General features: G+C 61.6%; 24 protein-coding genes and 3 tRNA genes. 9 read left to right on the top strand and 18 right to left on the bottom strand.

What is annotated here, in order from left to right; translation table 11 throughout:
• Window positions 1-277: 277 nt before the first annotated feature.
• Together RH950_RS13885 and RH950_RS13890 are read left to right on the top strand one after the other, a co-directional pair.
• Window positions 278-568: a hypothetical protein gene (locus tag RH950_RS13885; protein ID WP_350057731.1), complete on the top strand. Its 291-nt coding sequence runs from the start codon at window positions 278-280 to the stop codon at window positions 566-568.
• Window positions 569-736: 168 nt separating this feature from the next.
• Complete coding sequence (locus tag RH950_RS13890; RefSeq protein WP_350057733.1) at window positions 737-1,771, top strand: hypothetical protein; 1,035 nt, start codon at window positions 737-739, stop codon at window positions 1,769-1,771.
• A gap of 104 nt (window positions 1,772-1,875) precedes the next feature.
• Here RH950_RS13890 and RH950_RS13895 read toward each other — a convergent pair whose 3' ends face one another.
• From RH950_RS13895 to RH950_RS13930, 9 genes are all read right to left on the bottom strand, one after another.
• Entirely contained in the window at window positions 1,876-2,553 is a 678-nt protein-coding gene (locus RH950_RS13895; protein WP_350057735.1) for an arylsulfatase, read from the bottom strand.
• Between the two features lie 47 nt (window positions 2,554-2,600).
• Window positions 2,601-2,822 (bottom strand): L-2-amino-thiazoline-4-carboxylic acid hydrolase, encoded by a 222-nt coding sequence (locus tag RH950_RS21005; RefSeq protein ID WP_502889794.1) that lies wholly within the window; start codon window positions 2,820-2,822, stop codon window positions 2,601-2,603.
• Window positions 2,823-2,847: 25 nt separating this feature from the next.
• Window positions 2,848-3,840, bottom strand: a complete 993-nt coding sequence (locus tag RH950_RS13900) for a GGDEF domain-containing protein (protein ID WP_350057737.1) — start codon at window positions 3,838-3,840, stop codon at window positions 2,848-2,850.
• 238 nt (window positions 3,841-4,078) lie between these two features.
• Window positions 4,079-4,525 (bottom strand): PAS domain-containing protein, encoded by a 447-nt coding sequence (locus tag RH950_RS13905; protein ID WP_350057739.1) that lies wholly within the window; start codon window positions 4,523-4,525, stop codon window positions 4,079-4,081.
• A gap of 125 nt (window positions 4,526-4,650) precedes the next feature.
• A complete protein-coding gene (locus RH950_RS13910) occupies window positions 4,651-5,118 on the bottom strand; it encodes an L-2-amino-thiazoline-4-carboxylic acid hydrolase (RefSeq protein WP_350057741.1) in 468 nt (155 codons plus the stop codon).
• Between the two features lie 49 nt (window positions 5,119-5,167).
• Window positions 5,168-6,046: an alpha/beta fold hydrolase gene (locus RH950_RS13915; RefSeq protein ID WP_350057743.1), complete on the bottom strand. Its 879-nt coding sequence runs from the start codon at window positions 6,044-6,046 to the stop codon at window positions 5,168-5,170.
• 109 nt (window positions 6,047-6,155) lie between these two features.
• A complete protein-coding gene (locus RH950_RS13920) occupies window positions 6,156-6,923 on the bottom strand; it encodes a LamB/YcsF family protein (RefSeq protein WP_350057745.1) in 768 nt (255 codons plus the stop codon).
• 83 nt (window positions 6,924-7,006) lie between these two features.
• Window positions 7,007-9,676, bottom strand: a complete 2,670-nt coding sequence (locus RH950_RS13925; protein ID WP_350057746.1) for a bifunctional acetate--CoA ligase family protein/GNAT family N-acetyltransferase — start codon at window positions 9,674-9,676, stop codon at window positions 7,007-7,009.
• A gap of 110 nt (window positions 9,677-9,786) precedes the next feature.
• Window positions 9,787-10,494 carry a Crp/Fnr family transcriptional regulator gene (locus tag RH950_RS13930; protein ID WP_350057747.1) on the bottom strand — a complete coding sequence of 236 codons (708 nt, stop codon included), beginning with the start codon at window positions 10,492-10,494 and terminating at the stop codon, window positions 9,787-9,789.
• A 621-nt stretch (window positions 10,495-11,115) separates the two neighbouring features.
• Here RH950_RS13930 and RH950_RS13935 point away from each other — a divergent pair.
• The 3 genes from RH950_RS13935 (at window position 11,116) to RH950_RS13945 (ending at window position 13,599) form a co-directional block, all read left to right on the top strand.
• Window positions 11,116-11,322: a cold-shock protein gene (locus tag RH950_RS13935; protein WP_350057748.1), complete on the top strand. Its 207-nt coding sequence runs from the start codon at window positions 11,116-11,118 to the stop codon at window positions 11,320-11,322.
• Window positions 11,323-11,734: 412 nt separating this feature from the next.
• Complete coding sequence (locus tag RH950_RS13940; protein WP_350057750.1) at window positions 11,735-12,829, top strand: BMP family ABC transporter substrate-binding protein; 1,095 nt, start codon at window positions 11,735-11,737, stop codon at window positions 12,827-12,829.
• Between the two features lie 77 nt (window positions 12,830-12,906).
• The gene (locus RH950_RS13945) at window positions 12,907-13,599 is read left to right on the top strand and encodes an RluA family pseudouridine synthase (protein ID WP_350057752.1); all 693 of its coding nucleotides are present in this window, start codon (window positions 12,907-12,909) and stop codon (window positions 13,597-13,599) included.
• On the opposite strand, the gene RH950_RS13950 is transcribed toward RH950_RS13945, so the two are convergent.
• Both RH950_RS13950 and RH950_RS13955 read right to left on the bottom strand, forming a co-directional pair.
• The gene (locus RH950_RS13950) at window positions 13,596-14,291 is read right to left on the bottom strand and encodes an HAD family hydrolase (RefSeq protein WP_350057754.1); all 696 of its coding nucleotides are present in this window, start codon (window positions 14,289-14,291) and stop codon (window positions 13,596-13,598) included. The genes RH950_RS13945 and RH950_RS13950 overlap by 4 nt on opposite strands.
• A 37-nt stretch (window positions 14,292-14,328) precedes the next feature.
• Window positions 14,329-15,234 (bottom strand): LysR substrate-binding domain-containing protein, encoded by a 906-nt coding sequence (locus RH950_RS13955; protein ID WP_350057755.1) that lies wholly within the window; start codon window positions 15,232-15,234, stop codon window positions 14,329-14,331.
• Between the two features lie 133 nt (window positions 15,235-15,367).
• Here RH950_RS13955 and RH950_RS13960 point away from each other — a divergent pair, with 133 nt between their 5' ends.
• The 3 genes from RH950_RS13960 (at window position 15,368) to RH950_RS13970 (ending at window position 17,105) form a co-directional block, all read left to right on the top strand.
• Window positions 15,368-15,916 carry a carboxymuconolactone decarboxylase family protein gene (locus tag RH950_RS13960; RefSeq protein WP_350057757.1) on the top strand — a complete coding sequence of 183 codons (549 nt, stop codon included), beginning with the start codon at window positions 15,368-15,370 and terminating at the stop codon, window positions 15,914-15,916.
• Window positions 15,917-15,982: 66 nt separating this feature from the next.
• Window positions 15,983-16,594, top strand: a complete 612-nt coding sequence (locus RH950_RS13965) for a pyridoxamine 5'-phosphate oxidase family protein (protein WP_350057758.1) — start codon at window positions 15,983-15,985, stop codon at window positions 16,592-16,594.
• A gap of 4 nt (window positions 16,595-16,598) precedes the next feature.
• Window positions 16,599-17,105 (top strand): HPP family protein, encoded by a 507-nt coding sequence (locus RH950_RS13970; RefSeq protein WP_350057760.1) that lies wholly within the window; start codon window positions 16,599-16,601, stop codon window positions 17,103-17,105.
• A 5-nt stretch (window positions 17,106-17,110) separates the two neighbouring features.
• On the opposite strand, the gene ggt is transcribed toward RH950_RS13970, so the two are convergent.
• The 5 genes from ggt to RH950_RS13995 form a co-directional block, all read right to left on the bottom strand.
• Window positions 17,111-18,850 (bottom strand): gamma-glutamyltransferase, encoded by a 1,740-nt coding sequence (ggt, locus tag RH950_RS13975; protein WP_350057761.1) that lies wholly within the window; start codon window positions 18,848-18,850, stop codon window positions 17,111-17,113.
• A gap of 78 nt (window positions 18,851-18,928) precedes the next feature.
• Window positions 18,929-19,004 (bottom strand) — tRNA-Glu (locus RH950_RS13980).
• Between the two features lie 49 nt (window positions 19,005-19,053).
• Complete coding sequence (locus RH950_RS13985) at window positions 19,054-20,031, bottom strand: hypothetical protein (protein WP_350057763.1); 978 nt, start codon at window positions 20,029-20,031, stop codon at window positions 19,054-19,056.
• 48 nt (window positions 20,032-20,079) lie between these two features.
• Window positions 20,080-20,155 (bottom strand) — tRNA-Glu (locus tag RH950_RS13990).
• Between the two features lie 49 nt (window positions 20,156-20,204).
• Window positions 20,205-20,280: transfer RNA gene (locus RH950_RS13995), tRNA-Glu, on the bottom strand.
• Window positions 20,281-20,463: 183 nt separating this feature from the next.
• On the opposite strand from RH950_RS13995, the gene RH950_RS14000 reads away from it, so the two are divergent.
• Entirely contained in the window at window positions 20,464-21,522 is a 1,059-nt protein-coding gene (locus tag RH950_RS14000; protein ID WP_350057765.1) for a cyclase family protein, read from the top strand.
• A 51-nt stretch (window positions 21,523-21,573) separates the two neighbouring features.
• On the opposite strand, the gene recJ is transcribed toward RH950_RS14000, so the two are convergent.
• Window positions 21,574-23,349, bottom strand: coding sequence for a single-stranded-DNA-specific exonuclease RecJ (recJ, locus tag RH950_RS14005; protein WP_350057767.1), 1,776 nt, complete (start codon window positions 23,347-23,349; stop codon window positions 21,574-21,576).
• A gap of 4 nt (window positions 23,350-23,353) precedes the next feature.
• On the bottom strand, window positions 23,354-24,328 hold the full coding sequence (gene glpX, locus RH950_RS14010) for a class II fructose-bisphosphatase (RefSeq protein ID WP_350058534.1): 975 nt from the start codon (window positions 24,326-24,328) through the stop codon (window positions 23,354-23,356).
• Between the last annotated feature and the right edge of the window lie 5 nt (window positions 24,329-24,333).

Raw genomic sequence — 24,333 nt, forward strand, 5'->3', positions numbered from 1 at the left:
GAGCCGGACTCTTTCGGCGACAGGATCCAGCCTGCCAATTTAAGGGTAATGATTTGAAGACGTTGTCCGGATTACGCCTGCCAACGCGACTGATTGCGACATGCCGGCATGCAATTGTCGGGAATGGTGTCCGACCTGGCGGCGCCGTGCGGCCCGGAGAAGGTCCGAAATCTTTCGTACGGTGCCGGTGACACCCCTTATTTTCCGCGTTCAACGGATTATCTCAAGAGCACGTCACGTGTTCAGGAAATGTCACGGACGCCATGAGGGAAACATGATGTTGTCTTTAACGAGATTGCTCATCGTCACGACCGCTCTCGCCGTCGCGCTCGGCGGAACCGCATATGCCGCCGGAAAAAACCCGACGACAATCACCAGCCTGAAAACCTGTGAGGCCGCGATCAGGGATACGCAGGAAGCCCGCGAGGGAAATCCTGCCCTCGGTCCGAAAGCCGGAACAGCCTTCGAAAGCCTGCTTGAGCTCGCCGCCGAGCGCTGCAAGGCCGGCGCCTACCAATATGCCGACGATCTGCTGGTCATCGCGCGCGGCATGGTCGCAACGGAATAAGACCATTCAAGCCGCTCAAGGGACACGTGACTGACCTCCCGCCTGCAGGAGAAAGGTTTCGTGTCCCCTTTTCACCCCGTGTCCCCTTTTCTCCCGCGCCTGCAGTAGACTGGTTTCGTGTCCCCTTTTCACCCATAGTCTTATCCAAAACTATAAAAGATACGATACATGCATTTTTTCATAGATGAATCTGGCACTTTTACTCACCGTACCGACGCGGACGCTTTGATTTCGACTGTTGGAATTTTAGTAGTACCAAGCACAAACATGGTCAGGTTTGAGCGCCTATTCAGACGACATCGGCAAAACCTCCCAAAGCTGCGCGGCGAAGTAAAAGGCAAGACGCTAACCGAAAGGCAAGTATCCAGTACAATTGACGTTCTGCGAAAAACTGGATGCCTGTTCTTTTCTTCGGCTATCGATCTCTCCCTCCACTCTCTGGAGGAACTCGAGTCCCACAGAAGCGGACAAGCTAAAGGAATAACAATTCACCTATCAAAAAAGCACCACCCGCGAATGATTGAAGATCTCTGGAAGCTCCGACACCAAGTAGAAATCATGTCTATGCCCCAGTATGTACAACTCGCTACTTTAAACGATGCGATCGTTCGGACATTAAATTTGAGCACAAACTATTTTGCATTTCACCGACCTCGCGAACTTTCTGAGTACCACTGGGCTATCGACGGAAAAAACAAACAGAAAGCGACGAACTGGGAAATATTTTGGCATAAGACGGTGATGCCTATGATCCAATCTAGATCACTACGATCTGAGTCTTTCTTCAAAATTGAGGGAGGAAACTACTCCTTCCAAAAGCATCTTGAATCAGAGCTTCCGAAATATCTCAAGGCTCATGCTCAAAAGCAATCGAGGGGAGAAGCAGTTTTGCTTCGCCCAATTTTTACTGAAGATCTTCGTTTCTCAAGCGAACCGGAACCCGGTTTAGAAGCCGTAGATATCCTTACGAATGGAATCAGGCGAGCACTAGTCGGTAATTTGAGAAAAAGCGGTTGGGGCCCCCTACCCTCACTGATGGTAGATTGGGGTAGAGGAGAATGTTGTATTGGGCTCCCACACCTAGGAAGGAACGCTGTTGAAATCGACCACCAGAAGTACTCTAGCGTTTTACGCCACTTTATGATTGGTGGAAGGAAATTTCTTCCAGCTAATTATTTCAGCAAACATAGTGATGCGAACTAGAATTAAAGAATTAAGGAAAGAATTAAGGGGACACACGACTTAATTCACAGTCCAAAAGCCCAAGTCTCGTATCCCCTCACCCGGCTCATTCCACGAAAAGCCCGTCAGCCGAACCGCTCCCGCACCTCAACCAACGCCTTCATCTTCCGCACCGCCGCTTCCGGAGCGCTCAGCACCGGCCGGTCGGTCACCGCCCGGCAGGCCGGGGCGGCAGGGGCCATGGAGAAGTGGGCCAGCAGGAAGACATCCGCGTCTTTCGTGCGGGCGACCGCCTCGGCGATGAGGCAGTTGTGGGTTTCGGCGTCGCCGCCAGCCAGCGCCTCCCGCGCCCCCTCGGCGAACACTGTCGTCAGGCACGCATCCGACTTCCGCCGCGCCGCCTCTTCGCGAAATTCCTCTGCCATGCCCCCGACCGCCGCCGGGAAGGTGTAGATCATCGCAACACGGGGGCCGTGGCCGAAGGCCTCCTCAAACATGGCTTCGTTCGGCTTTAGGACCGGCAGCGGCGATGTGCGCGCGGCCTCTTCGATCGCCTCGCCGAAGGCCGAACAGGTGAAGAGGATTCCGGCCGGTCCCGTTCCCTCGGCATAGCGCGCGAGCGCGACGATCCGGCCCGCCAGCGCGGGCGTCAGGGTCGCCTCCTTCGCGCGGTCGACCGAAAGAGCCTCGTCCAGCAGCGAGCGGATCTCGGCCTCCGGCCATGCCTCCCGGAACGCCGTCTCTATCGGGGCTATGGCGAACGGCGTTGCGTGGATCAGGGACAGGCGGACTGGATCGGACATTTCTGAATTCCGGGAAATTTAGCGCTTACGGGGACACAAGACCGGGTTCAGCCGGTTTCATCCCCCTCATACCGGTACCTGAAATCGCAATGGCTCGCCGCGCTCATGATGGTCTGGCCGCGTTCCATTGTGATCTTGTCCGAGTACCCCTCACAGAAGCTGTCTTCCGTCCGCTCCAGCTCCTCCGTCTCCAGCGCCTCGCCATGGGTCCAGAGGCTGCAGAGCGCCTGGAAGCGGCGCTGTCCCGGTCGATTTAGGGGGACACCGATTTAACCGGCAAGCCCCCTGCCCCCTTCAAGCCGCCTGAACAACCCTGTTGCGGCCGGACTCCTTCGCGCGATAGAGCGCCGCATCGGCACGGGAAAGCAGGTCCTTCGCGTCCTGGCCGGGCTGGTAGGCGGCGATGCCGAAGCTGGAGGTCTTCTGCCCGACCCCCGGGAACGTGTAGGCCTCGAGCGCCCGGCGGAAGCGCTCGGCCTTCGCCGTCAGCCCCGGCATGTCCGTCTCCGGGCAGACCACCAGGAACTCCTCGCCGCCCCAGCGGCCGACGATGTCGGTCGGACGGGAAGTTTCCGTCAGGACCCGCGCCACTTCCTCCAGCACGCGGTCGCCGGTCTGGTGGCCAAACATGTCGTTGACCTGCTTGAAATGGTCGATGTCCATCATGATCACGCCGAACGCATTGCCGTAGCGGAGCGCACGGTCGATTTCCCGGCCGATCTCCTCATCCAGCTTGATCCGGTTGTAGAGCCCGGTCAGCGGATCCGTTACGGCCAGAACTTCCAGCTCCCTGACCTTTTCGGCAAGGGAGCGGCTGAGGCGCTGGTTCTCCTCCAGGGCCGTCTCGATCTCTGCCTTCGAGCGGGTGAGCTCGATCTCGTGCTGCCGGAGTGTTTCCTCCGCCTTGCGGAGATTGGTGGCAACGGTGATACAGAGTGCGATGCCGCCGCTCGCGGTCTTCGCCTCCTTGACCAGCAGGCGGCTGCCATCCACGTAATCGCGCACGGTGATGTCGGCGGTCGGGTTCCGGTGCGCCTCAACCCGCTCTCGGATGAATTCCTCTTCCCGGCCCTGCGCCTCGATTACCTTGCCGAGCGCGACATTCATGCGCAGGCCGGCCTCGTAGGTCATGCCCTGCTCAACGAATTCCTCGGCCCGCGGGTTTATTTTCAGGAAGGCGCGGTTGTAGAAGATCAGCCTGTCCTGCGCATCGTAGATCGCGATGGCCTCGGCCAGGTCATCGATCACTTCCAGGATCTGCTCAGTGTAGCGGGACTGCCGCTTCAATCTGTCTTTCCCCACAGAGAAACATCCAAGGTTGGTTCCGGCGGCGGTCAACCTTGGCATTATAAAACCAGTATGGGATTAATTTAATAAGAAATTATTCCAACAGCCGATGCTGTTCAGGACGTTCTGCGCGGGAACGGAGGCGCCGTCTGACCCGGTCCCGCGGCCGCGCTCGGCGGGTCCGCCGTCTACTCATCCCTCCGCGGATTCGGTTGCTCGTACACAACGACACTCAGGATCATATCAACATCCTCTCCGTTTGATGCGAAGGGCAGGAACACGCGCTCGAGCGCAGCGAAATCCAGCCTGAACTTTGTCGGAGACACCCCGTACCTGTAGTTCGGCAAGCCCTTCTCGACGACCGCGACCCTGTCGCGCACGATAAGTTGCTCGCCTGCATCGGGCCAGACCTCGTCGAGATACCTGCCGGTGAAATCCTCGCCCTGGCCTGTACGATCCCCGTCCCCATGAGACGCACCCGGAAGCGGTAGGGTTCCCGCTCGACGTCGGTCAGCACGAGATTTGGCAGGGTTTTCGGGACTGCCAGCGGATCAAAATCGGCCCGGGCCGGGATCCGGTCGCCGGGATGAATTGCCATCCAGTATGAGAGCAGCTCGCGCACTGCTGCGGTTTGCGCGCGGTCCCTGATTTCCCTGGCTCGTGGCAGGCTCGGGTGTACATCCATGGTCGGTCCGGTCCAGTAAAACGCGCCTGAACGATGATCCAGATTCGTTATTCAATACGGACAGCACTCTATCGCCAACCATAGATACGGGACCAAGATTTGCAGGCTGCGTCGAGGGGGGCAGCTTACTCCCCCTCATACCGATAGCGAAAATCGCAATGGCTCGCCCCGCCCATGATGGTCTGGCCGCGCTGCATCGTGATCTTGTCCGAATAGCCCTCGCAGAAGCTGCCGTCCCGGTTGCAGGACAAGAGGTGGCCGATCTCCCCGAGGCCCATTTCCTTGTACATCTCGGCATAGCGGCAGCGGGTGACGTTGAAGTGGAAGCTCTCCTCCGTCCGCTCCAGCTCCTCCGTCTCCAGCGCCCCGCCATGGGTCCAGAGGCTGTAGAGCGCCTGGAAGCTGCGCATGTCGCGGTCCGGGCCGTCGCGGTCGGCGAAGGTCCGGGCCTGGGCGATGGCGGCCTTGCGGATGGCGTTGCCGAGGATCTTCTGCGCCGCCGGCTTGCCGACCTCCGCCACCATCTCCTCGTAGAGCGGCTTGATCACGCTCGCCTCGATGCGGCGAAGCTCGATGATGGGGAGGTCGGTCATGGCGTCTCTCCGGTGTGTTAGCGGCCCAGTTCTTCAGCGGCCCAATTCTTCAGCGGCCAAGCGTGCCGCCCTTGAGAGAGCGCGGGTCGCGCAGGCCCCAGCGGCCGGCCTCGACCTCGTGGAAGAAGTCGAGAATGGTGCGGTTGAACAGGGCCGGCTCCTCAATATTCAGGGTGTGGCCCGTATTCGGGAACATGGCGTGCCCGGCGGACGGGATGGTGCGCTTCATCAGCAGGCCCGGCTCAAGGCAGCTCTCGTCCTCGTCCCCGTTCACGATCAGGGTCGGCACGGTCAGCGCCGCCATCTGCTCCTGCAGTTCGTAGAGCGACGGCCTGTTTGCCTGCACGCCGCGCAGGGTGTTGGCGGAGCCTTTCGCGGAATGCTCGCCGAGCTGGGCCGCGAACTCGGCCCAGCCGCGCGGGTCCTTGTTCTGCAACTGCACCCGGGCCGGCTCCAGGGCGTAGACGGGGGCGACCTTGTCCATGCCCTCGCCCTCGATCCTGTCCGCGAGCAGGTTCGACTGTTTCTTGAAATCGTCCCGCCGGTCCGGATCGGCGCCATAGCCGCAGCCCGCGACAACCAGGGACAGGGCGCGATCGGGATAGGCGAGGCCGAAATGCAGGGTGGCGAAGCCGCCCATGGAGAGGCCGACAATATGCGCCGCCTCGATATCATTGGCATCCAACACGGCCTTGATATCGTCCCGCGCCCGGGCTTGCGAATAGCGAGCGACATCTTCCGGCACGTCCGACGGCGGATAGCCGCGGGCGCTGTAGGTGATGCAGGTGTAGTAGCGGGACAGCGCCCGGACCTGGGGCTCCCAGCTCCGGTGATCCCCGGCGAATTCATGCACGAAGACGACAGGCGTTCCCTCACCGGTCGTCTCGCAATAGAGCGAGATCCCGTCATCCGTTGTCACATAACCCATTCCTGCCTCCCCGTTATTTTCTGATTGGCAGTGACTATGCAGGATCGGGCGGGCGGGCCCAAGAGGCAGGATCGCGAATGAACCGTTCGGATTGCGGCGCTGGTGCAGGTCAGACGAAACGGTGGAACGGCGCGATCTCGACACCGGCGGCTTCCAGGGAGGCCCGGAGCGCCCGGGCCATCTCGACACCGGCCGGATTGTCGCCATGCACGCAGATCGTATCGATCCGGCCCTTGATGCGCGTGCCGCTCTTGGTGATGACCGCGCCTTCCTGCAACATGGCCAGCACGGAGGCGGCAGCCGCTTCGGCATCGTGGATCACGGCGCCCGGCTCGCTGCGCGGCACCAGGTTGCCGTTATCCTGATAGGCCCGGTCGGCATAGATCTCGCGGGCCATGCGCAGACCGGCCGCATCCGTCGCCCGCTCCGTCGCCATGCCCGGCATGACCACCAGGATCAGCGTCGGGTCGACGGATTTCACGGCCCTGGCGACGGCCCCGGCAACGCCGTCATCCTCGGCCACCAGATTGCCGAGCGCGCCATGGGTCTTCACATGGGTCACGCGCGCGCCCTCAAGCGCGGCCAGCCCCATCAGGGCGCCGATCTGGTAGGCGGTCTGTTTCTCCAGATCGGCCAGGCTGTCGCCGGAAATCTTGCGTCGGCCAAAACCCCAGAGATCGAGATAGCCCGGATGCGCGCCGATGCCGACGCCGCCGTCCCGGGCTCGGATCACGGTGTCCCGCATGACATTGGGGTCACCCGCATGAAAGCCGCAGGCGACATTGGCGCTGGAGACGATGGACAGCATGTCCGCATCGGCCCCCAGCGCGTAGGTGCCCCAGCTTTCCCCGAGATCGGAATTCAGATCGACGCGCATGGTTTCAGGCTCCGGTTAAATCACCCCACATGCATACATCGTCCGGTGTCGACATTGAAGCCGGACCGACCGGAATCAGGTTCCTAAGCGCCCTGCTTGATGTCGAGACTCATGAGCCGGGTGCCGGCATCGTCCGGCGACGGCGCCTCGACGAATCCGAGATCGCGGCAGAGCGCCAGCATCGCCCGGTTCTCCGACATCACGTAGCCGAACATTTTCTTCAGGCCGCGGGAATGGGCATGCCGGATGAGATCGCCCATCAGCCGCCGGCCAAGCCCCTGCCCCTGCTGGTCGGTCCGGACCAGGGCGGCAAACTCGCAGGTCTCGAAATGCGGGTCGGCGGTGAGCCGGGCGACGCCGAGAATTTCCCCCTGGCTTTCCCCGATCAGGGCCATTTCCCGGTCATAATCGATCTGGGTCAGCCGCGCCGCCGTCTCGTGCGGCAGGGTCTTTACCGGGGCGAAAAACCGCCGGCGCAGATCGTCCTGGGAGGATTTCTGGATCAGCTCCAGCAGGGCCGGCTCGTCTTCCGGGCGGATCGGCCGGACGGTGAGGGCCCTCCCGTTATCGAGACTGACATGCCGCTCCAGATGCTTCGGATAGGGCTGGATGGCGACGGGGATCGCCCTCGCCGCATCCTGCACACGGATCCGGGCATCCAGGGCCAGAATGCCGAAATCGTTGATATAGAGCGGGTTGACGTCGAGTTCCCTGATCTCGGGAAGATCCATGGCGATCTGCGAGAGTTTGACCAGCGCCCCGGTCAGCTCCTCGATCGCCGCCGGCGGACGGTTCCTGTAGCCCTGCAACAGCGACCAGACCCGTGTCCGCTGCACCATGTCGCGGGCCAGCGGAATGTCGAGCGGCGGCAATGCCACGGCGCTGTCATCCACAACCTCGACCTCGACCCCGCCCTTGCCGAACAGGATGACCGGCCCGAAGACGCTGTCGGTGCTGATGCCGATGATCAGTTCCACGGCATGGGGCATGACGGCCATGCGCTGGACGGCAAAACCGTCGATCCTCGCGTCCGGCTTCACCCGCTTCACGGTCCGCAGCATCTCTTCCGCGGCGGCAACGACCTGCTGCCGTCCGGTCAGGTCGAGGCGGACCCCGCCGACATCGCTCTTGTGGGTGATGTCGTGGCTGAGGATCTTCAGGACCACATGGTTGCCGAGCTCGACCGCAGCCAGACCGGCCTCTTCCGGCGTCTGCGCAATCATGGTCTCGACCACCGGAATGCCGTAGGCATCCAGAACATCCTTGGCTTCCGGCTCGGTCAGCCACTCCCGGCCATCGTCGAGCGCCTTCTGGACGACCTTGCGCGCCCGCTCGGTCTCCGGGTGATAGCCCTCTTGCAGGGAAGGCGGCGTTTGCATCAGCATGTCGCGGCGGCGTTTGTAGCGCACCAGATGCATGAAGCCGGTAACCGCCTGGTTCGGCGTGTCGTAGGACGGCACCGAGGCCCGATAGAAAGCCTTCTTCGCCTCTTCCTGCGCGCCCTCGCCGACCCAGTTCGTCAGGATCGGCACACGCGGCTTTCTGGCCACGGCGCGCTGCACCACTTCCGCCGCCTTGAAACTGTCCGCGATCGCGGTCGGGCAGTTCAGCACCAACACTGCATCCACATTCGGATCCTTCACCACCTCGTCCAGCGCCGCTTCATAGCGCTCCGGCGGTGCGTCACCGATGATGTCGACCGGATTGCCGCGCGACCAGGTGGAAGGCAGCTTGGCGTCGAGCGCGGCGATGGTCTCCGGGCTAAGCTCCGCCAGACGCCCGCCGAGTTCAACGAGGCTTTCGGTCGCCAGCACCCCGAGGCCGCCGCCATTCGTGATGATCGCCAGCCTGTCGTTCGCGGCCTTCAGGCCCGTGCCGAGCGTGTTCACCGCATCGAACAGCTCAAGCAGATCGTACACACGCAGAATGCCGGCGCGGCGGAAGGCGGCGTTATAGACCTTGTCCGAGCCCGTAAGCGCGCCGGTATGGGAGGCCGCGGCCTTGGCGGCAGCCTCGTTGCGCCCCGACTTGATGACGATCACCGGCTTGTTCCGGGCAGCAGCACGCGCGGCGGACATGAATTTCCGCGGACTGCTGATCGACTCGATATAGAGCAGGATTGCCTTGGTGTTCGGATCGGCGACCAGATAATCCAGCATGTCGCCGAAATCCACATCGGTCATGTTGCCGAGCGACACCACGTGGGAGAAGCCGATATTGTGGTGCGCCGCATGGTCGACGACGGCGGACGCGACCGCCCCGCTCTGCGTGACGAACGCAAGATTGCCCGCAGGCGGCGCGATATGCAGAAAGGAGGCATTCAGTCCGAGGGTGGGCACCATGATGCCGACGCAGTTCGGCCCGACCACGCGGAGCGGAGATTCCGACTTGATGCGCTTGATCTCGCCCGCCAGATCGGCACCGTGCCCATCCGCCTCGCCGAAACCGGCGGTGACCACAACGGCCGCCTTCGTTCCTTTCGCCACCAGATCCTCCAGCACCGCGGGAACGGATGCCGCCGGCGTGCAGATCACGGCGAGGTCAGGGACGATGGGAAGCTCCGCTATGCTATTGTAGCAGAGCGTCGATCCGATCGCCGTCTCGTGCGGATTGACCGGCAGCACCGGGCCGTTGAACGTCCCGCCCAGAAGATTCCGGGACAGTACTTTTCCAACTGATTGCTCCCGGTTGCTCGCCCCGATAATGGCGACCGAGGTCGGCTGAAAGAGTTTGTCCAGATTTCTGATCGACATTGGCCGGCCTCGTTATGTTGCGATGCAATATAACAGTATTAGCCCGAAAATATGTCAGTTTGAATGCACACCGGAGCTGATTTGTCGCAGTGCACAATCAGGGCCGGGCATCAGTGCGACTCTCGGCCGGCACGGGCATCGTCGACCATGCGTTCCAGCTCCGCCATGTTCTTGACGACATAGGCCCCGCGGGTCCGCTCCAGCAAATCGCTGCGTTCCAGAGCCTTGAGCTCCCGGGTCACCGCTTCCCGGTGCGTGCTGATCCGGGCGGCGATCTCGGCATGGGTCGGCGGCGGGGAGATCCGCCCGGTGCCGTCGACGATCCGGCCCGCCCGGGCAAGCCGCAGCAGCTCCGCATGGATGCGGTTGCGCACACCGAGCGTGCTGAACTCGACCACCCGCTCCACCAGTGTGCGCAGGGAGCCCACCATGCGTTTCATGACGATCAGCGACATTTCCGGAACTTCGGCGAGCAGATCCCGGAACATCTGGTCCGGCATGCAGGCGACAATCGTGCGGCTCTGCGCAACGATGCTGGCAGACCTCCGTCCGCCATCGATTGCAGCGAATTCTCCGAAATGATCTCCGGTCTTCATGTCGTGAATGATCACGGTCTTTCCGGTCTCGGAAAAGACCGTCACCCTGACATCGCCCCAGATGATGAAATAAACGTCGGTCGAGTCGTCATCGAGATTGATGATAACCTGATCCGCTTCAAAGTTGCGCCAGCGGCATCTCTTGTCCAGATCGGCGATTTTCGCCTCGGGCAGGCACCCCAGCAGATTGCTCACCGCCAGGCTGCGATTGATACTCGACACCAGTTTCTCCCCGCTCTATGCGCCGGACATTCTTGTCGCGTCCCGGACCACGCATCCCCACGCGTGCCGATATCATCTTGCAAGAGGACGGGGTGGCCCACAACCTCCCGGCGAATGCGCGATTTCCCGCGTCAGGCCGCCCGCCCGCCATCATCGTGCGGATTCCCACACCGACCGGCGAGAAACGCCCTTATCTATAGGGTAACACGAGGACGGGGTTCAGACAGCCGCCGTGATAACGTTTTCCCCGCGTTGGCGGTATTTCACCTTCCTCGATGCATTGGGTAATTTACCCTGAGAGTCATCTTCAGGACCGCACCATAGAGCGTTCGATCCGGGCACCCCCGCCCCCCATATCGTTCCGGTGCGGTCTCTTTTTTGCCCTGATTCCGCGCCACAGCACTAGGTGGCGAACAAGACTGCCTCCGGCACCGCATTATTTTTAATCACAACTTCACTTGCCGCACCGTCATCCACAACCTATCTCAAAACTGTCTGTAGACGGCTTTAAGAATGGAGTGCCTTTACCGGTCCGGACCGAGCATCTCTCCTAAAGCGTGTCTGAAGGTGGAAGATTGAGTATGTGGGTTTCTAGTTTGTGAGCAGGAGAGGTATCCAACCATGTCGACGGGTACAGTCAAATTCTTCAAGACCGACAAAGGCTATGGGTTCATCACGCCGGATGACGGAACGCGTGATGTCTTCGTCCATGTTTCCGCAGTCCAGAACTCCGGTTTGGACACAATTTCCGAGGGACAGAAACTGAATTTTGAAATTCAGGAAGACGCCCGCGGACCGAAAGCCGTCAATCTGTCGTTCGCCGACTGAGAACGACCAGACGCTACCCGCACCTGCGGTGGCGTCACTCTGGGACCAGATCCTCCGATCCGGCAATAGCCGGATCGTCGTTGTTGTTTTTTCTGCGACACCTCCCCTCTTCCGGCCGAGATTCACCGTCCGCTCTCCTGCCGGTCGCGGCCTAAATAAACCGCGACTGCCATGCATCCCTGGCCGACCAGAGATATTTACACCGGCCAAGACGCGATGCCGCTTCACAGAGTGCGGACGAATTGTCATATTTGCTGCCTGTCCGGGCCGATCACAATCCGTGGTCGGTCAATCGCCATCATGTCGGCGATTGCGGAATATGAACGCGGGAGGATACCCCTCAAGGCGCCAGGAGATCGGCAAACAGCCGGCGACCATCGCCTCAAAGGCTTCACCAATTCAGGAGATCTCAATGATTCGAAACATCGTGCGCAGCCTCCTCGGCAGCGCTGGTTTGACGGCGATGGTGCTTGCTGCGGGCATGACGCCCTCAGGCGCACACGCGGACGAACTCAAGGTCGGCTTCGTGTATGTCGGCCCGGTCGGCGACCACGGCTGGACCTATCGGCATGATATCGGCCGCCTGGCGATCGAGAAGGAACTGGCCGGCAAGGTGAAGACCACCTTTGTCGAGAACGTGCAGGAAGGCCCGGACGCCGAGCGCGTCATCCGCCAGCTCGCAGGTGACGGGAACAAGCTGATTTTCACCACGTCCTTCGGCTTCATGAATCCGACTATCAAGGTCGCCAAGAAATTTCCGGATGTGAAGTTCGAACATGCGACCGGCTACAAGCGCGACAAGAACGTCTCGACCTATGCCGCGCGCTTCTATGAGGGCCGCTATGTCGCCGGACTGATTGCCGGCAAGATGACCAAGTCGAACGTGATCGGCTATGTCGGCTCCTTCCCGATTCCGGAAGTCATCCGCGGCATCAACGCCTTCACGATTGCTCTGCGCTCGGTCAACCCGAAGGCCGAAGTCAAGGTCGTCTGGGTGAATTCCTGGTACGATCCGGGCAAGGAAGGTGATGCGGCCAAGGCACTGATCGACCAGGGCGCCGACATCATCCTGCAGCATACCGATTCCCCGGCACCGCTTCAGGTCGCCGAGTCCCGCGGCGTCTACGGCTTCGGTCAGGCTTCCGACATGACCAAGTTCGCGCCGAAGGCCCAGCTTTCCGCGATCATCGACAATTGGGACGGCTATTATGTCGAGCGAGCCAAGGCTGTGCTGGATGGCAGCTGGGAATCCCAGGACGTCTGGGGCGGCCTGAAATCGGGCATGGTCGAGATGGCACCGTTCAACGAAATCATTCCGGCCGACGTGCAGAAACTGGCAAATGACGCCATTGCCGGGCTGACGGACGGGTCCATCCACGCCTTCGACGGCCCGATCAAGGACCAGACCGGCGCGGTCAAAGTGAAAAAGGGCGAGACGCTCGACGATGGCGCCCTGCTTGGCATGAACTGGTATGTCGAGGGCGTTCAGGGCAAGATCCCGAACTAAGCCATATCCCGGCACCAATACGAGACGGCCCCGCCCGGTTTCGGCGCGGGGCCGTCTTCATTTTGAAAGGCCTAATCATGACCCCTGAGGAAATCCGGGAACGGGTGCTGCATCGGGATGGGCTGATCCTGATCGTCGACAAGCCGGCCGGTCTCCCGGTTCATGCCGGCCCCGACGGCGGGGACAGTCTCGAAGCCTATTTCGATCATCTGAAATACGGGATTCAGCATGTCCCTGCACTCGGCCATCGTCTGGACCGTGACACGACCGGCTGCCTGGCTCTCGGGCGAAACCCGAAAGGCCTCAAGAAACTCGGAAAACTCTTCCGCGAAGGTCTGGTCGAGAAAACCTACTGGGCGATTACACAAGGCGTCCCGAAAGAGCCGGAAGGCCGCATCGACCTGGCGCTGAAGAAGGTCAGCAGCAAAACCACAGGCTGGCGCATGCAGGTCGACGGCACGGGGCAGGAGAGCGTGACCGACTACCGGGTGCTCGGTGAAGCGGACGGGACCTGTTTGATCGAATGCTTCCCGCGCACTGGCCGGACCCACCAGATCCGCGTCCATCTGGCCGCCATCGGCTGCCCGATCATCGGTGATCCTCTCTACGGCACGCCATCCGATGGCGCGCCGATGCAACTGCACTCCCGCAGCCTGCGCCTGCCCCTGCAGCAGAGCAAGCCGCCGGTCTATGCAGAAGCCCCTCCGCCCCCGCATATGACCCCTTATCTGGAGCGGATCGACACTGGATCGTCTGCCGAGGCGCGCTAGGCGATTTCCCGTAACAGCAGCGGTATCTCGCCAAGATTTGCCAACCGCCGAAACCTTAGCGCTCTTGCTGGCTCCTCGGCATGCTCGAGTGCCCAGGTCAGGTCATGGGGAATGTGCACGCCCCAGCTTCCGGCCTCGATCGCCGGGACGACATCCGACTTCAGCGAGTTTCCGACCATCATCGCCCGTTCCGGGCCATCTCCCGCTTCGGTGAATATCCGGTCGTAGGTGTCCGCCGTCTTGGCACTGACAATTTCGACCGCATCGAACAACTCACCCAGTCCCGATGCCGCCAGCTTGCGTTCCTGATCGAACAGATCACCCTTGGTAATCAGGATCATCCGGTAATCCGGCGCGAGCTGTTCCAGGGTTTCCCCCACGTTCGGCAGGGTTTCAACCGGATGGGCATGCATCTCCCTGCCGGCCGAAAGGATCTGTTCGATGACGCGCGCGGGCACACGCTCTTCGGTCACCTCGATCGCGGTCTCCACCATCGACAGGGTGAAGCCCTTGATGCCGAATCCGTAGGTCCTGAGATTGCGTCTCTCCGCCGCCAGCAGCCGTTCCCGGAGATGACCCGGTTCGGCAAAATCGATGAGAAGCTCAGTGAAACGCTCTTCCGTCAGCTTGAAGAAACGCTCGTTCTCCCAGAGCGTGTCGTCGGCATCGAAGCCGAGTGTGGTCAGTTTCATGGCCATTCCATGCCGGGAGATACCGGCATCCAGTGCTTCAGGTCATCTGCAGGATCTCATTCTGCCTGAGATTTTCCACCATGAAATCCACCAGCGCCCGCACTTTTGCCGATGCGATACGCCCTTCCGGATGAACCACATGCACCGGCACCGGTGCGGGCCTGAAACTGTCCAGCACGGTCGTCAGCGAGCCTTCCCTGACACCGGTTGCGACCTGATAGGACAGCAGCCGGGATACGCCCCAACCGCCGCGCAACAGTTTCAGGATCGCGTCATTGGTATTGAGCGCCAGACGGGTTTCAGCATCGAAATGAAGCGGTTTTCCGTCCTGCTGGAAGGTCCATGAGATCCTGTTGCCAAACGCCAGCGGATTGATAAGGCGATGGCCGGCCAGCTCGGACGGATGTCCAGGTGTGCCATGCCTGTCGAAATAGGCCGGTGCCCCGGCGACGACACGGCAGACCGATCCAACGCGAATGGCCGTCAGGGAAGAGTCCGGCAGCTCGCCGATGCGGATGGCGACATCCAGCCCCTCCTCCACCACATGCACCACCCGGTCAACAAACAGCGTTTCAGCCGTCACATCTTCGAACCGGTCAAGAAACGCCCCGAGAACAGGCGTCACCACATGACAGCCGAACAGAACAGGTGCCGTCACCCGGATATGTCCTCTCGGGGCCTGCGGGGAGCCTCCAACCGATTCCTCGGCCTGCTCAAGCGCATTCAGAATCGACCGCCCGTCCGCCAGCAGCCTCCGGCCATTCTCGGTCAGGCGCACGGAGCGGGTCGTGCGGACAAGCAGCCGGGTATTCAGACGCGCCTCCAGGGCGGAGACAGCACGGGTGACCGCAGGCGGTGACATGGCAAGCAACCGCGCTGCCGCAGCGAAGCCACCCGTTTCAGCCACCTTCACAAAGACCTGCAATTCGCGAAATCGATCCATTTTATTCCAATAATTGGAACAGTTATTTCCATAATATACCAATTCATTCTCTTAACGGAATAGACGATCTCATGGGGGCGCCGGACATCACAGCTTCCCCCATTCACAATCGCCGGCGCTGAAAGGATCTGACATGAGCCGGATTACCAAAGTCACCATGGAAACCGCAGATAATGAACAGGGCGCCCTGCTCGCTGCCATCAAGGGCAAGCTGGGAATGGTTCCTAATTTCCTCGCCGTTCTCGCCCAGTCTCCGGCGGCCCTGACATCCTTCCTCGGCCTGCATGAAATTGCCGGCTCCGGCGCTCTCGATGCACAGACCCGGGAACGGATCGCCATTGCCCTGGCCGACCGCAACGGCTGCCAGTACTGCCTTTCCGCCCATACCGCAATTGGCCGCAAATCCGGTTTGTCCGACGCGGACATGACCGCGAACCGATCCGGTGGATCGACCGACGGACGCGCCGCCGCGGCCGTTGCCTTCGCGCTGGCTCTGAGCGAGCACAAGGGAGAATTGACCGAGGCCGAGTTCAGCGCAGTCCGGAACGCGGGCTATTCGGACGCGGAAATCGTCGAGATCGTTGTCCATGTCGGCATGAACCTGCTGACAAACATCCTCGCCAAATCGACCGAGGTCGATATCGACTTCCCAAAGGTCGCGCTGACGGCGCGCGCCGCCTGATCCATGACTTCCGGAGGGGCGGTGTGCAATCCGCCCCTCCTCCCCCGCCAGCAGGAGAACCGGGATATGCCCAGACCATTTGCAGACATCAGCTTTACCCCGAACGTCCAGGCAGCGCAGGAGCGCTATGGCAGCCGGGTGCAGATGAGCCGCCTCCTCTCGTCCGGGGAGAACGGGGTCACCGCACTGACCGAGGCCGAGACGTCATTCATCCAGGCCCGGGACGGCTTCTACCAGGCAACCGTCTCCGAGACCGGCTGGCCCTATGTCCAGTTCCGCGGCGGCCCAGCGGGTTTTCTCAGGGTGCTCGACGAGAAGACCATCGGTTACGCCGATTTCAGGGGCAACCGGCAATATCTCAGCGTCGGCAACATAACCGGAAACGACAGGGTCGCATTGATCCTGATGGATTACGCCAACCGGCGCCGGCTAAAGCTCTGGGCACGGGCGGAAATCCTGCATCACGAGGATGCGCCGGAGATGCTGGAACGCCTGCAGCTTCCGGATTACCGGGCACGTGTCGAACGCGCGGTCGTGCTTCACGTCGCGGCCAAGGACTGGAATTGCCCGCAACACATCACGCCCCGCTTCACGGAAGCCGACATCAACGCGGCCGTTGCGCCACTTCGTGACCGGTTGAGTTATCTGGAAGCCCGGCTGGCCGAGCTGGAGGCGTGATCCCATGACATTTCTGTTCAAGAAAATGGCTGGTGGCGGCGCCTGTCCTGAACCGGCCCGACCAGCCGCCGCACTCCTCGGCGGTCTTGGCGCCATGCTGGCAATAGGCTTTGCCGCCGGCCTCTCGGAGTTACTGGACACCATTCTGATGATGGCCCCCTTCGGGGCGTCCTGCTTTCTTGCCTTTGCCGTACCGGAAAGCCCGCTGGCGCAGCCGCGCAACATTGTCTTCGGCCACCTGATCTCAAGCCTCGTCGGCCTTGCGGTCTTGTCGATATTCGGGCCGGGCTGGCCCGGTATGGCGCTGGCTGTCGGCCTCGCCGTTTCCGCAATGATGTGGAGCGGGACCGGACATGCCCCGGCGGGCGCCGATCCCGCTGTGATTTTCGTTCTGCAGCCCGGCCTGGATTTTTTGATAACGCCCGTTCTGTCCGGAGCGCTTCTGATCGTCGTTGTCGCGCTGCTTTTCAACAACATGCGTCGAGGGAAGAGGTACCCGGTTTACTGGTGACTGATCTAGTCGCCCATCACTGCGCCCTCACGCCGCGGATCCGCGCCGCCGGTAAGAATGCCGTCGCCGATCCTGATGGCGTGCAGCCCTGAATTCATCGACTGGACCTTGACCACATGCCCCCTTGCTTCCAGCGCCCCGCGCCAGCGGGCGAGAGGTGTGCCCTCCTCCAGGTCCGTCGGCCCGTTCCGGTTGCTGACATGCCCCATGTCGATGGCCTGCTGCGGGTCCATCCCCCAGTCGATCATGCCGACCAGGGCCCAGGCCACATACGGAATGATCCGGCTGCCGCCGGGTGAGCCGATCAGGATCACCGGCTTGCCGTCTTTCAGCACGATCGTCGGGGCCATGGAGCTGCGCGGGCGCTTGCCGCCCTCGACCCGGTTGGCGACCGGCTTGCCATCCTGTTCGGGCAGAAAGGAGAAATCCGTCATCTCGTTGTTCAGCAGGAAACCGCCGGCCATCAGCCGGCTGCCGAAGCCGGTCTCGATCGTCGTGGTCATGGACACGGCGTTTCCGGCCGCGTCGACAATGACGAAATGGCTGGTCCCCGCGCGCTCCGGCTGCAGGTCCGGAAACAGATCGCCTTTCCGCGCAAAGGGCGGCTTGCCCGGCGCCGCCACGGCCATGCTGTGTTCCGCTTCAATCAATGCAGAGCGGGCCCGCAGGTAATGCGGGTCAAGCAGGCCACGCACCGGCACATCGACAAAGTCGTCATCGGCCATGTAGAGAGCCCGGTCGGCAAAGGCGAGGCGGGATGCTTCGGAAAAGATATGCGCGGCAACGGGCCCGTAGCCGATGGATTTCATGTCGAAATGCGTCAGCATGCCAAGGATCTGGCCGACCGTAAGCGCTCCCGAGCTGGGTGGCCCCATCCCGCATATATCGTATGCGCGGTAGGTCACGCAGACAGGCTCCCGCTCAACCGCCCGATAGCCGGCCAGGTCTGCCGCAGTCATCAGGCTTGGATTGTCCGGGGTCGTAACCAGGGCTGCCAGGATCTGGTCCGCGATCGCACCCTTGTAGAACACGCTTGCGCCGCCGGAGGAAACCGCTTCCAGAGTATCGGCAAACGCCGGGTTTTTGAGCGTGGATCCGGGTGCTTTTGCGACACCGTGCGGCGTGAAGAAATAGTCCCGTGCTGCGGGCTGGTCCGGCAGTCCGCGGCCCGCCGCTGCGGCAATGGCGCCGCCGAGCCTGGGGGATATCTCGAACCCGTCGCGCGCCATCCGGATCGCCGGTTGGAACAGATCCTTCCAGGGAACCGTCCCATGCGCCCTGTGCGCCGTCTGGAGCAGTGCGACCGTTCCCGGGACGCCGACGGAGCCAGCGCCATTCACCGCCTCCCAGAAGCCTTTCTTGCTGCCGTCCGGCTTCAGGAAGTAATCCGGATCCGCCGCAGCGGGAGCAGTCTCCCGGCCGTCATAGGTTGTCAGTTTTCCGGTGGCTGCGTCCCAATAAACCAGAAAAGCGCCGCCGCCGATCCCGGAGGATTGCGGTTCCACCAGGTTGAGTACCATCTGCACGGCCACCGCCGCATCGATAGCACCCCCGCCGGCCTTGAGGACCTTGTATCCGGCACCGGTCGCATGCGGATTGGCGGCCGCGACCATGAAATGTTCGGCCGTTCCGCCGGATTGCGCCGTCAGGCCGCTGGAGCCTTCTGGTTGAATGTCGGACGCACGCGCGGAAAACCCGACGATTGTCAGGCTCACAGCCGCGATACATAACGTGTTTTTGAACATCAGACGCTCCCCCTGCTCATGCATACAGATGGTGGCTGGGACGGCTGGAGAAAAGTTGGTAACTGAAACTGGAAAAGTTGGTGACCCCTACGGGAATCGAACCCGTGTTTCCGGCGTGAGAGGCCAGCGTCCTAGACCGCTAGACGAAGGGGCCGTCAATCGGAGTGTGTCATGCGTCCGGTACGCGGGCAAGTCAGAGACAGTCACGTCAGCAGAGCGTTCCACTCCGCTTCAATGACGCGCAAATCATACTTGCCGCGGGTATATGCCTGACCTTGACGCAGTTTGTCGAGATAGAAATCGGGCCGCGCCAAAACATCCCTTATTCCGCCAAGAAAATCGGTCGTCAGAACGCACCAGTCGGCAAGCGGCTGGTAGCTCGGGATCGGCGCCGCGATGGCGAGCCGGCCGGCGACGATTGACGTCACCAGACGGTTTTCGCTCTTCAGTTCGCTCCAACCGTCATTTCGCTTCGGGATCAGCACCAGGTCGGTTTCGGCAAGAATCTCGTCCTGAAGTCCAGGCACCCACTCCTCGAACCGGATCGCGAAATCGGGCGAGCTTGATGCCAGAATCTGCTCGAACGATGTCTTGAACCCGGACAACAGGGTGAGTTCAATCCGCCTTTCGGCTGCCAGGGGCGCGAGCGCCTCCGGGATACCGGACAGCGATGCGGCATTCATGTCGGAGCCGTACCATGCCAGCCGCAGGGGCCCTTCTGTCGACACCCGCGCAGGCTCCCCATAGGCGCAATCCGGGGGCTCGTTCACAACCCTGACCGAAACCCCGAGACGGGCGCGGAGCTTGGCCGCAAGCCCGTCAGAACTTGTCGTGCAGAAGTCCGCAGTCGCCGCCAGCGGTATCATGTCGTGCAGTTCGGGATAGTCCCAGGGATCGTCGCATATATCGAAAACCACCCGCTTGCCGTCAGCCCGGCACTGTTTCAGCAAACGCGGCATCGGCGTCAGCATCTTGCCGAATACAACCTGACCTGCCTCCTGGAATTCCCTGGTTTTCAGGATTTCCGCTTCTTCGGCCGAACCAAATATGACGGGGCGGAAGCCGGCGCGGCGCATCGCATTGTAGGCGGGAATGAGACGCAGTCTGTTCCCGGCAGAGAGAAAGTAAGGCTCTCCGTCACGGTTGATAACCTTGGAATAAGTGATGAACGCTGTTCGCATCGCCCTATCGTGACCAATCACAACGTCATCAAAGAATATATTCTTTGATGGTGACCCCTACGGGATTCGAACCCGTGTTGCCGGCGTGAAAGGCCAGTGTCCTAGGCCTCTAGACGAAGGGGTCGTCGGCGAACGCATTTCGGCGAACAGCACACCCGACACACTGAGGGAAGTGGCGACCCCTACGGGATTCGAACCCGTGTTGCCGCCGTGAAAGGGCGGTGTCCTAGGCCTCTAGACGAAGGGGTCGTCGTCGAGCGAGGCGTTGGTGTACTCGTTCACTCATGGGAAATCAAGCCCAGAATCCTCATTCCCGAATTACGCGTTAAATCCTTTTTGATGTTCCTTCAAAAGTCGAGAATAATCACCATCGGGAGCTCGGACGGCCTCTCGGTCCCTTTACGGCGCCGTCCGCAAACGAGGGAGGAGATCATGAAAAAATATATAGTCGCCGCAATGGCTTTCGCTGGAACGCTTGGATTTTTCGGCGCCGCCAATGCCGAATGCACGCCGGCCAACTGGAAAGGCTGCGCCGGCAAGCCCTGGGTGGACGGGGACAAGATGGAGACCCCGCTCGGCGCGAAATGGTGGCCGAATCAGCTCTGGGGCGCCGAAGACGAAGCCGGTTCGACGAACTGGTACCTGAAGCCGGAAGTCGTGATGCGGGCAATTTCCCAGATCAAGACCGGGAAAACCTACAAACTCGGACATCCGTACACGGCTGATATGCCGCTTTTCGGCGCGCGCAAGTTTTCGCTTCGTATCCCGGGGGCGCCGTCCGGAGGGGCCTTTGGCGGCAACCAGGTACTCTGGAACGATGACTTCCTGGCCACGGAGATTGGTCAGGTAGGTACCCAGTTCGACGGCCTTGGCCATATCGGCGTCAACAGCGGAACAGGCGGCAACAAAGGTGAAATGCGTTGGTACAACGGCTTCACCGCCGACGAGATGATTACGCCTTACGGTCTAACCAAGCTCGGCACCGAAAAACTGCATCCCATTGTGGCCCGCGGCATTCTGCTGGATATCGCGGCTGTGCGTGGAGTCGAGTCGATGGCTGCCGGTGAAGTCATCACCATGGCCGATGTGCAGGCGGCGCTGAAAAAACAGGGGATGGAAGGTTTCAAGTTCGCAGAGGGTGACGCGATCATCTTCAGAACTGGCTGGGAAAAACACTGGAACGATGCGGCGACATACAACAATGGTTGCCCCGGGATAGGCATGGAAGTCGCTCGGTGGGTGGCTGAAGAAGTCAAGGCTGGCGTCACCGGGGCTGATACTTGGCCGGTCGATGCAGTGCCGAATCCAGATCCTGCCTGCGTCTTCTGTGTCCATACGTTCCTGCAGACAAGGCACGGTATTGTGAATCAGGAAAACATGAAGCTTTCCGAACTGGCTGCCGATGGCGTCTACCTGTTCGCCTACGTTTATACGCCGACCCCCATCAAAGGCGCTACAGGTTCAATGGGAGCACCTCTCGCGATTCATTAAAAGACAGACACTGCCAGCAAAACGGCGCCTCAGGGCGCCGTTTTATCTTTGTCAGGAAACGTCGGCCGCATCGTCGATCAGGATCTGCACGTCGCTGCGGCCATTCCAGTCATCCGGCCGCAGGTGGCCGGCGACATGGACAGGGCGCCCGCTGCTTTTCAGCAAGGCCGGGCCGAGGTCACCCTCAAGTGCCCGGAAGGCGATGCCTTTCAGCCGGCGACCGTCTGGGCCTGTAAACACACAGCGAACATGGCCTGTCCCGACCTCTCGGACGTCAACCAGGCGGACATCGGTCAGCACAAAGCGCGGCTCGGAATTCCCGGCACCGAAGGGCCCAACTTTCTGGATGGTATCGACCAGCTCGCGGCTGGCGCCGCCAATGGCGAGCGGCGCATCGACGGAAAGTGTCGGCACCATGGGCTCGCCCTCCAGCTCGCTGTGAATCCGCTCTCCGAGAAAGGCCCGGAAGGCATCCAGCTTGCCCGCCTCGATGGTGAAACCGGCCGCCATGGCGTGGCCTCCGCCGGCAAGCAGAAGTCCAGCCTGGTGCGCCGCGATCACCGCCGGCCCGAGCGAAACTCCCGGAACCGAGCGTCCGGAGCCCTTGCCGATTCCGTTGTCCAGGGCGATTACGCAGGCCGGGCGGTCGTAACGCTCTTTCAGCCGTCCCGCCACGATGCCGATCACGCCGGGATGCCAGTTCTCGGCAGCCACGACAATGGCGGGCACATCTTCCGGCTGCTCCGCCGCCAGGGCCTCGGCCTCTGCCAGAACCTGCGCCTCGATCTCCCGCCGGTCCGTATTGAAACTGTCGAGTTCGGCGGCCAAAGCGGCCGCCTCCTCCGGCGAGTCCGTCAGCAGCAACCGGGCCCCGAGGTCGCTCTTGCCGACCCGTCCGCCGGCATTCACCCGCGGCCCCAGCACATAGCCAAGATGATAGGGCTCCGGCCTGGCATCGACACCGGCGACATCCGCCAGCGCCACCAGCCCCTTGTTGCCGCGCTTGGCCATGACCTTGAGACCCTGGATCACGAAGGCACGGTTCAGCCCCTTCAGCGGCACCACGTCGCACACCGTGCCCAGCGCCACCAGATCCAGCAGATGCAGAAGGTTCGGCTCCTGGCGGCCGGTGAAATAGCCACTTTCCCGCAAAGTGCGGTTCAACGCGACCGCAACAAGAAACGTGACGCCGCAGGCTGCAAGATGGCCGAGCGATCCATCCTCATCGATCCGGTTCGGGTTGACGATGGCGAGCGCCTTCGGCAGCTCCGGCTCGGCCATATGGTGATCGATCACGATCACCTCGATGCCGGCCTCAGCGGCGTCTCTGAGCGCATCATAGGCGGTCACGCCGCAATCCAGGGTCAGGATCAGGGAGGCGCCCTGCGCCTTGAGCTTCAGCAATGCCGGCGCGTTCGGGCCGTAGCCTTCACTGATCCGGTCCGGAATATAGAGCAGAGGATCGGCGCCGACCCAGCGAAGATATCGGATCAGGACGGCTGCGGATGTCGCCCCATCGACATCGTAATCCGAGAAAACCGCAATCCGTTCGCCATCCCGAACGGCTTTCGCGAGCCGCTCGACGCACGGCGCCATGTCCTGCAGGAGACCCGGATCCGGCATCAGGGATTTCAGCGTCGGATCGAGGAAGGCCTCTATCTCGTCAAGACCGATGTGACGGGCGGCTATAAGCCGTCCGACCAGTTCAGGGAACCCGAACCTCTGGGCGATCGCCAGGCCGACACGGTCGGTCTCGGCGTCGGTGCCATGCCTCGGGATCCAGCGCTTGCCGGTAAAGGAGCGGTCGACCCCGAGGAAACTCTGCACGGCCTTATTGGTCTTTGTCGAAACCGGTTTCGGAGGACTTCCGGGTCCAGTCGTGATGGGCCTCGACGGTCCGCACGGTGCCGGTCTTGGAGCGCATGATGATCGAATGGGTGATCGCCCCGCCCTGGAACTTCCGCACGCCTTGCAGCATTGTGCCTGTCGTAACGCCGGTCGCCGCGAACATCACGTCGCCGCTGGCCAGATCCAGCAGGCCGTATTTGCGATCGAAATCGGTGATGCCGAGACGGGTGGCGCGGCCACGTTCGTCGTCATTGCGGAACAGCAGGCGGCCTTGCATCTGTCCCCCGATGCAGCGCAGAGCCGCAGCCGCGAGAACGCCTTCGGGTGCGCCACCGGACCCCATATAGAGGTCGACGCCGCTGGTCGGCTGGGAGGTGGCGATCACGCCGGATACGTCACCGTCATCAATCAGCATGATGCGGGCGCCCGCAGCCCGGACCTGGGCGATAAGCTCGCTGTGACGCGGACGGTCCAGGATGCAGACCACCAGATCCTCGATTTCCATCTTTTTCGCCTTGGCGAGATTGGCGAGGTTCTGGGACACACTGTTGTCGAGATCGACAACGCCTTCCGGCAGATCGCCACCGACGGCGATCTTGTCCATGTAGACGTCCGGGGAATTCAGGAAACCGCCCTCATTCGCCATGGCGACAACCGCAAGCGCGTTCGGGCCGCCCTTGGCGGTAATGGTGGTGCCTTCGAGCGGATCGAGCGCAATGTCGATCTTCGGACCGCCATTGCCGACCTTCTCGCCAATATAGAGCATCGGCGCCTCGTCGCGCTCGCCTTCGCCGATCACCACCGTGCCGTCAATCTCCAGATTGTTGAGGGCACGCCGCATGGCGTCGACCGCGGCCTGGTCGGCTTCCTTCTCGTCGCCACGCCCCATCAGGCGCGATGCCGCTAGCGCTGCTGCCTCCGTCACCCGCACTGCTTCCAGTGCCAGGTTGCGGTCCATGGTCA

Origin of the sequence: Nisaea sp. (genome assembly GCF_040217065.1) — a bacterium.
GTDB lineage: Bacteria > Pseudomonadota > Alphaproteobacteria > Thalassobaculales > Thalassobaculaceae > Nisaea.

Excerpts from the sequence above, each read along its gene's own strand:
- RH950_RS13885 (WP_350057731.1), top strand. The coding sequence starts at position 278 with ATGTTGTCTTTAACGAGATTGCTCATCGTCACGACCGCTCTCGCCGTC.
- RH950_RS13890 (WP_350057733.1), top strand. The coding sequence starts at position 737 with ATGCATTTTTTCATAGATGAATCTGGCACTTTTACTCACCGTACCGAC.
- RH950_RS13895 (WP_350057735.1), bottom strand. The coding sequence starts at position 2,553 with ATGTCCGATCCAGTCCGCCTGTCCCTGATCCACGCAACGCCGTTCGCC.
- RH950_RS13905 (WP_350057739.1), bottom strand. The coding sequence starts at position 4,525 with ATGGATGTACACCCGAGCCTGCCACGAGCCAGGGAAATCAGGGACCGC.
- RH950_RS13910 (WP_350057741.1), bottom strand. The coding sequence starts at position 5,118 with ATGACCGACCTCCCCATCATCGAGCTTCGCCGCATCGAGGCGAGCGTG.
- RH950_RS13915 (WP_350057743.1), bottom strand. The coding sequence starts at position 6,046 with ATGGGTTATGTGACAACGGATGACGGGATCTCGCTCTATTGCGAGACG.
- RH950_RS13920 (WP_350057745.1), bottom strand. The coding sequence starts at position 6,923 with ATGCGCGTCGATCTGAATTCCGATCTCGGGGAAAGCTGGGGCACCTAC.
- RH950_RS13925 (WP_350057746.1), bottom strand. The coding sequence starts at position 9,676 with ATGTCGATCAGAAATCTGGACAAACTCTTTCAGCCGACCTCGGTCGCC.
- RH950_RS13935 (WP_350057748.1), top strand. The coding sequence starts at position 11,116 with ATGTCGACGGGTACAGTCAAATTCTTCAAGACCGACAAAGGCTATGGG.
- RH950_RS13940 (WP_350057750.1), top strand. The coding sequence starts at position 11,735 with ATGATTCGAAACATCGTGCGCAGCCTCCTCGGCAGCGCTGGTTTGACG.
- RH950_RS13945 (WP_350057752.1), top strand. The coding sequence starts at position 12,907 with ATGACCCCTGAGGAAATCCGGGAACGGGTGCTGCATCGGGATGGGCTG.
- RH950_RS13950 (WP_350057754.1), bottom strand. The coding sequence starts at position 14,291 with ATGAAACTGACCACACTCGGCTTCGATGCCGACGACACGCTCTGGGAG.
- RH950_RS13955 (WP_350057755.1), bottom strand. The coding sequence starts at position 15,234 with ATGGATCGATTTCGCGAATTGCAGGTCTTTGTGAAGGTGGCTGAAACG.
- RH950_RS13960 (WP_350057757.1), top strand. The coding sequence starts at position 15,368 with ATGAGCCGGATTACCAAAGTCACCATGGAAACCGCAGATAATGAACAG.
- RH950_RS13965 (WP_350057758.1), top strand. The coding sequence starts at position 15,983 with ATGCCCAGACCATTTGCAGACATCAGCTTTACCCCGAACGTCCAGGCA.
- RH950_RS13970 (WP_350057760.1), top strand. The coding sequence starts at position 16,599 with ATGACATTTCTGTTCAAGAAAATGGCTGGTGGCGGCGCCTGTCCTGAA.
- ggt (WP_350057761.1), bottom strand. The coding sequence starts at position 18,850 with ATGTTCAAAAACACGTTATGTATCGCGGCTGTGAGCCTGACAATCGTC.
- RH950_RS13985 (WP_350057763.1), bottom strand. The coding sequence starts at position 20,031 with ATGCGAACAGCGTTCATCACTTATTCCAAGGTTATCAACCGTGACGGA.
- RH950_RS14000 (WP_350057765.1), top strand. The coding sequence starts at position 20,464 with ATGAAAAAATATATAGTCGCCGCAATGGCTTTCGCTGGAACGCTTGGA.
- glpX (WP_350058534.1), bottom strand. The coding sequence starts at position 24,328 with ATGGACCGCAACCTGGCACTGGAAGCAGTGCGGGTGACGGAGGCAGCA.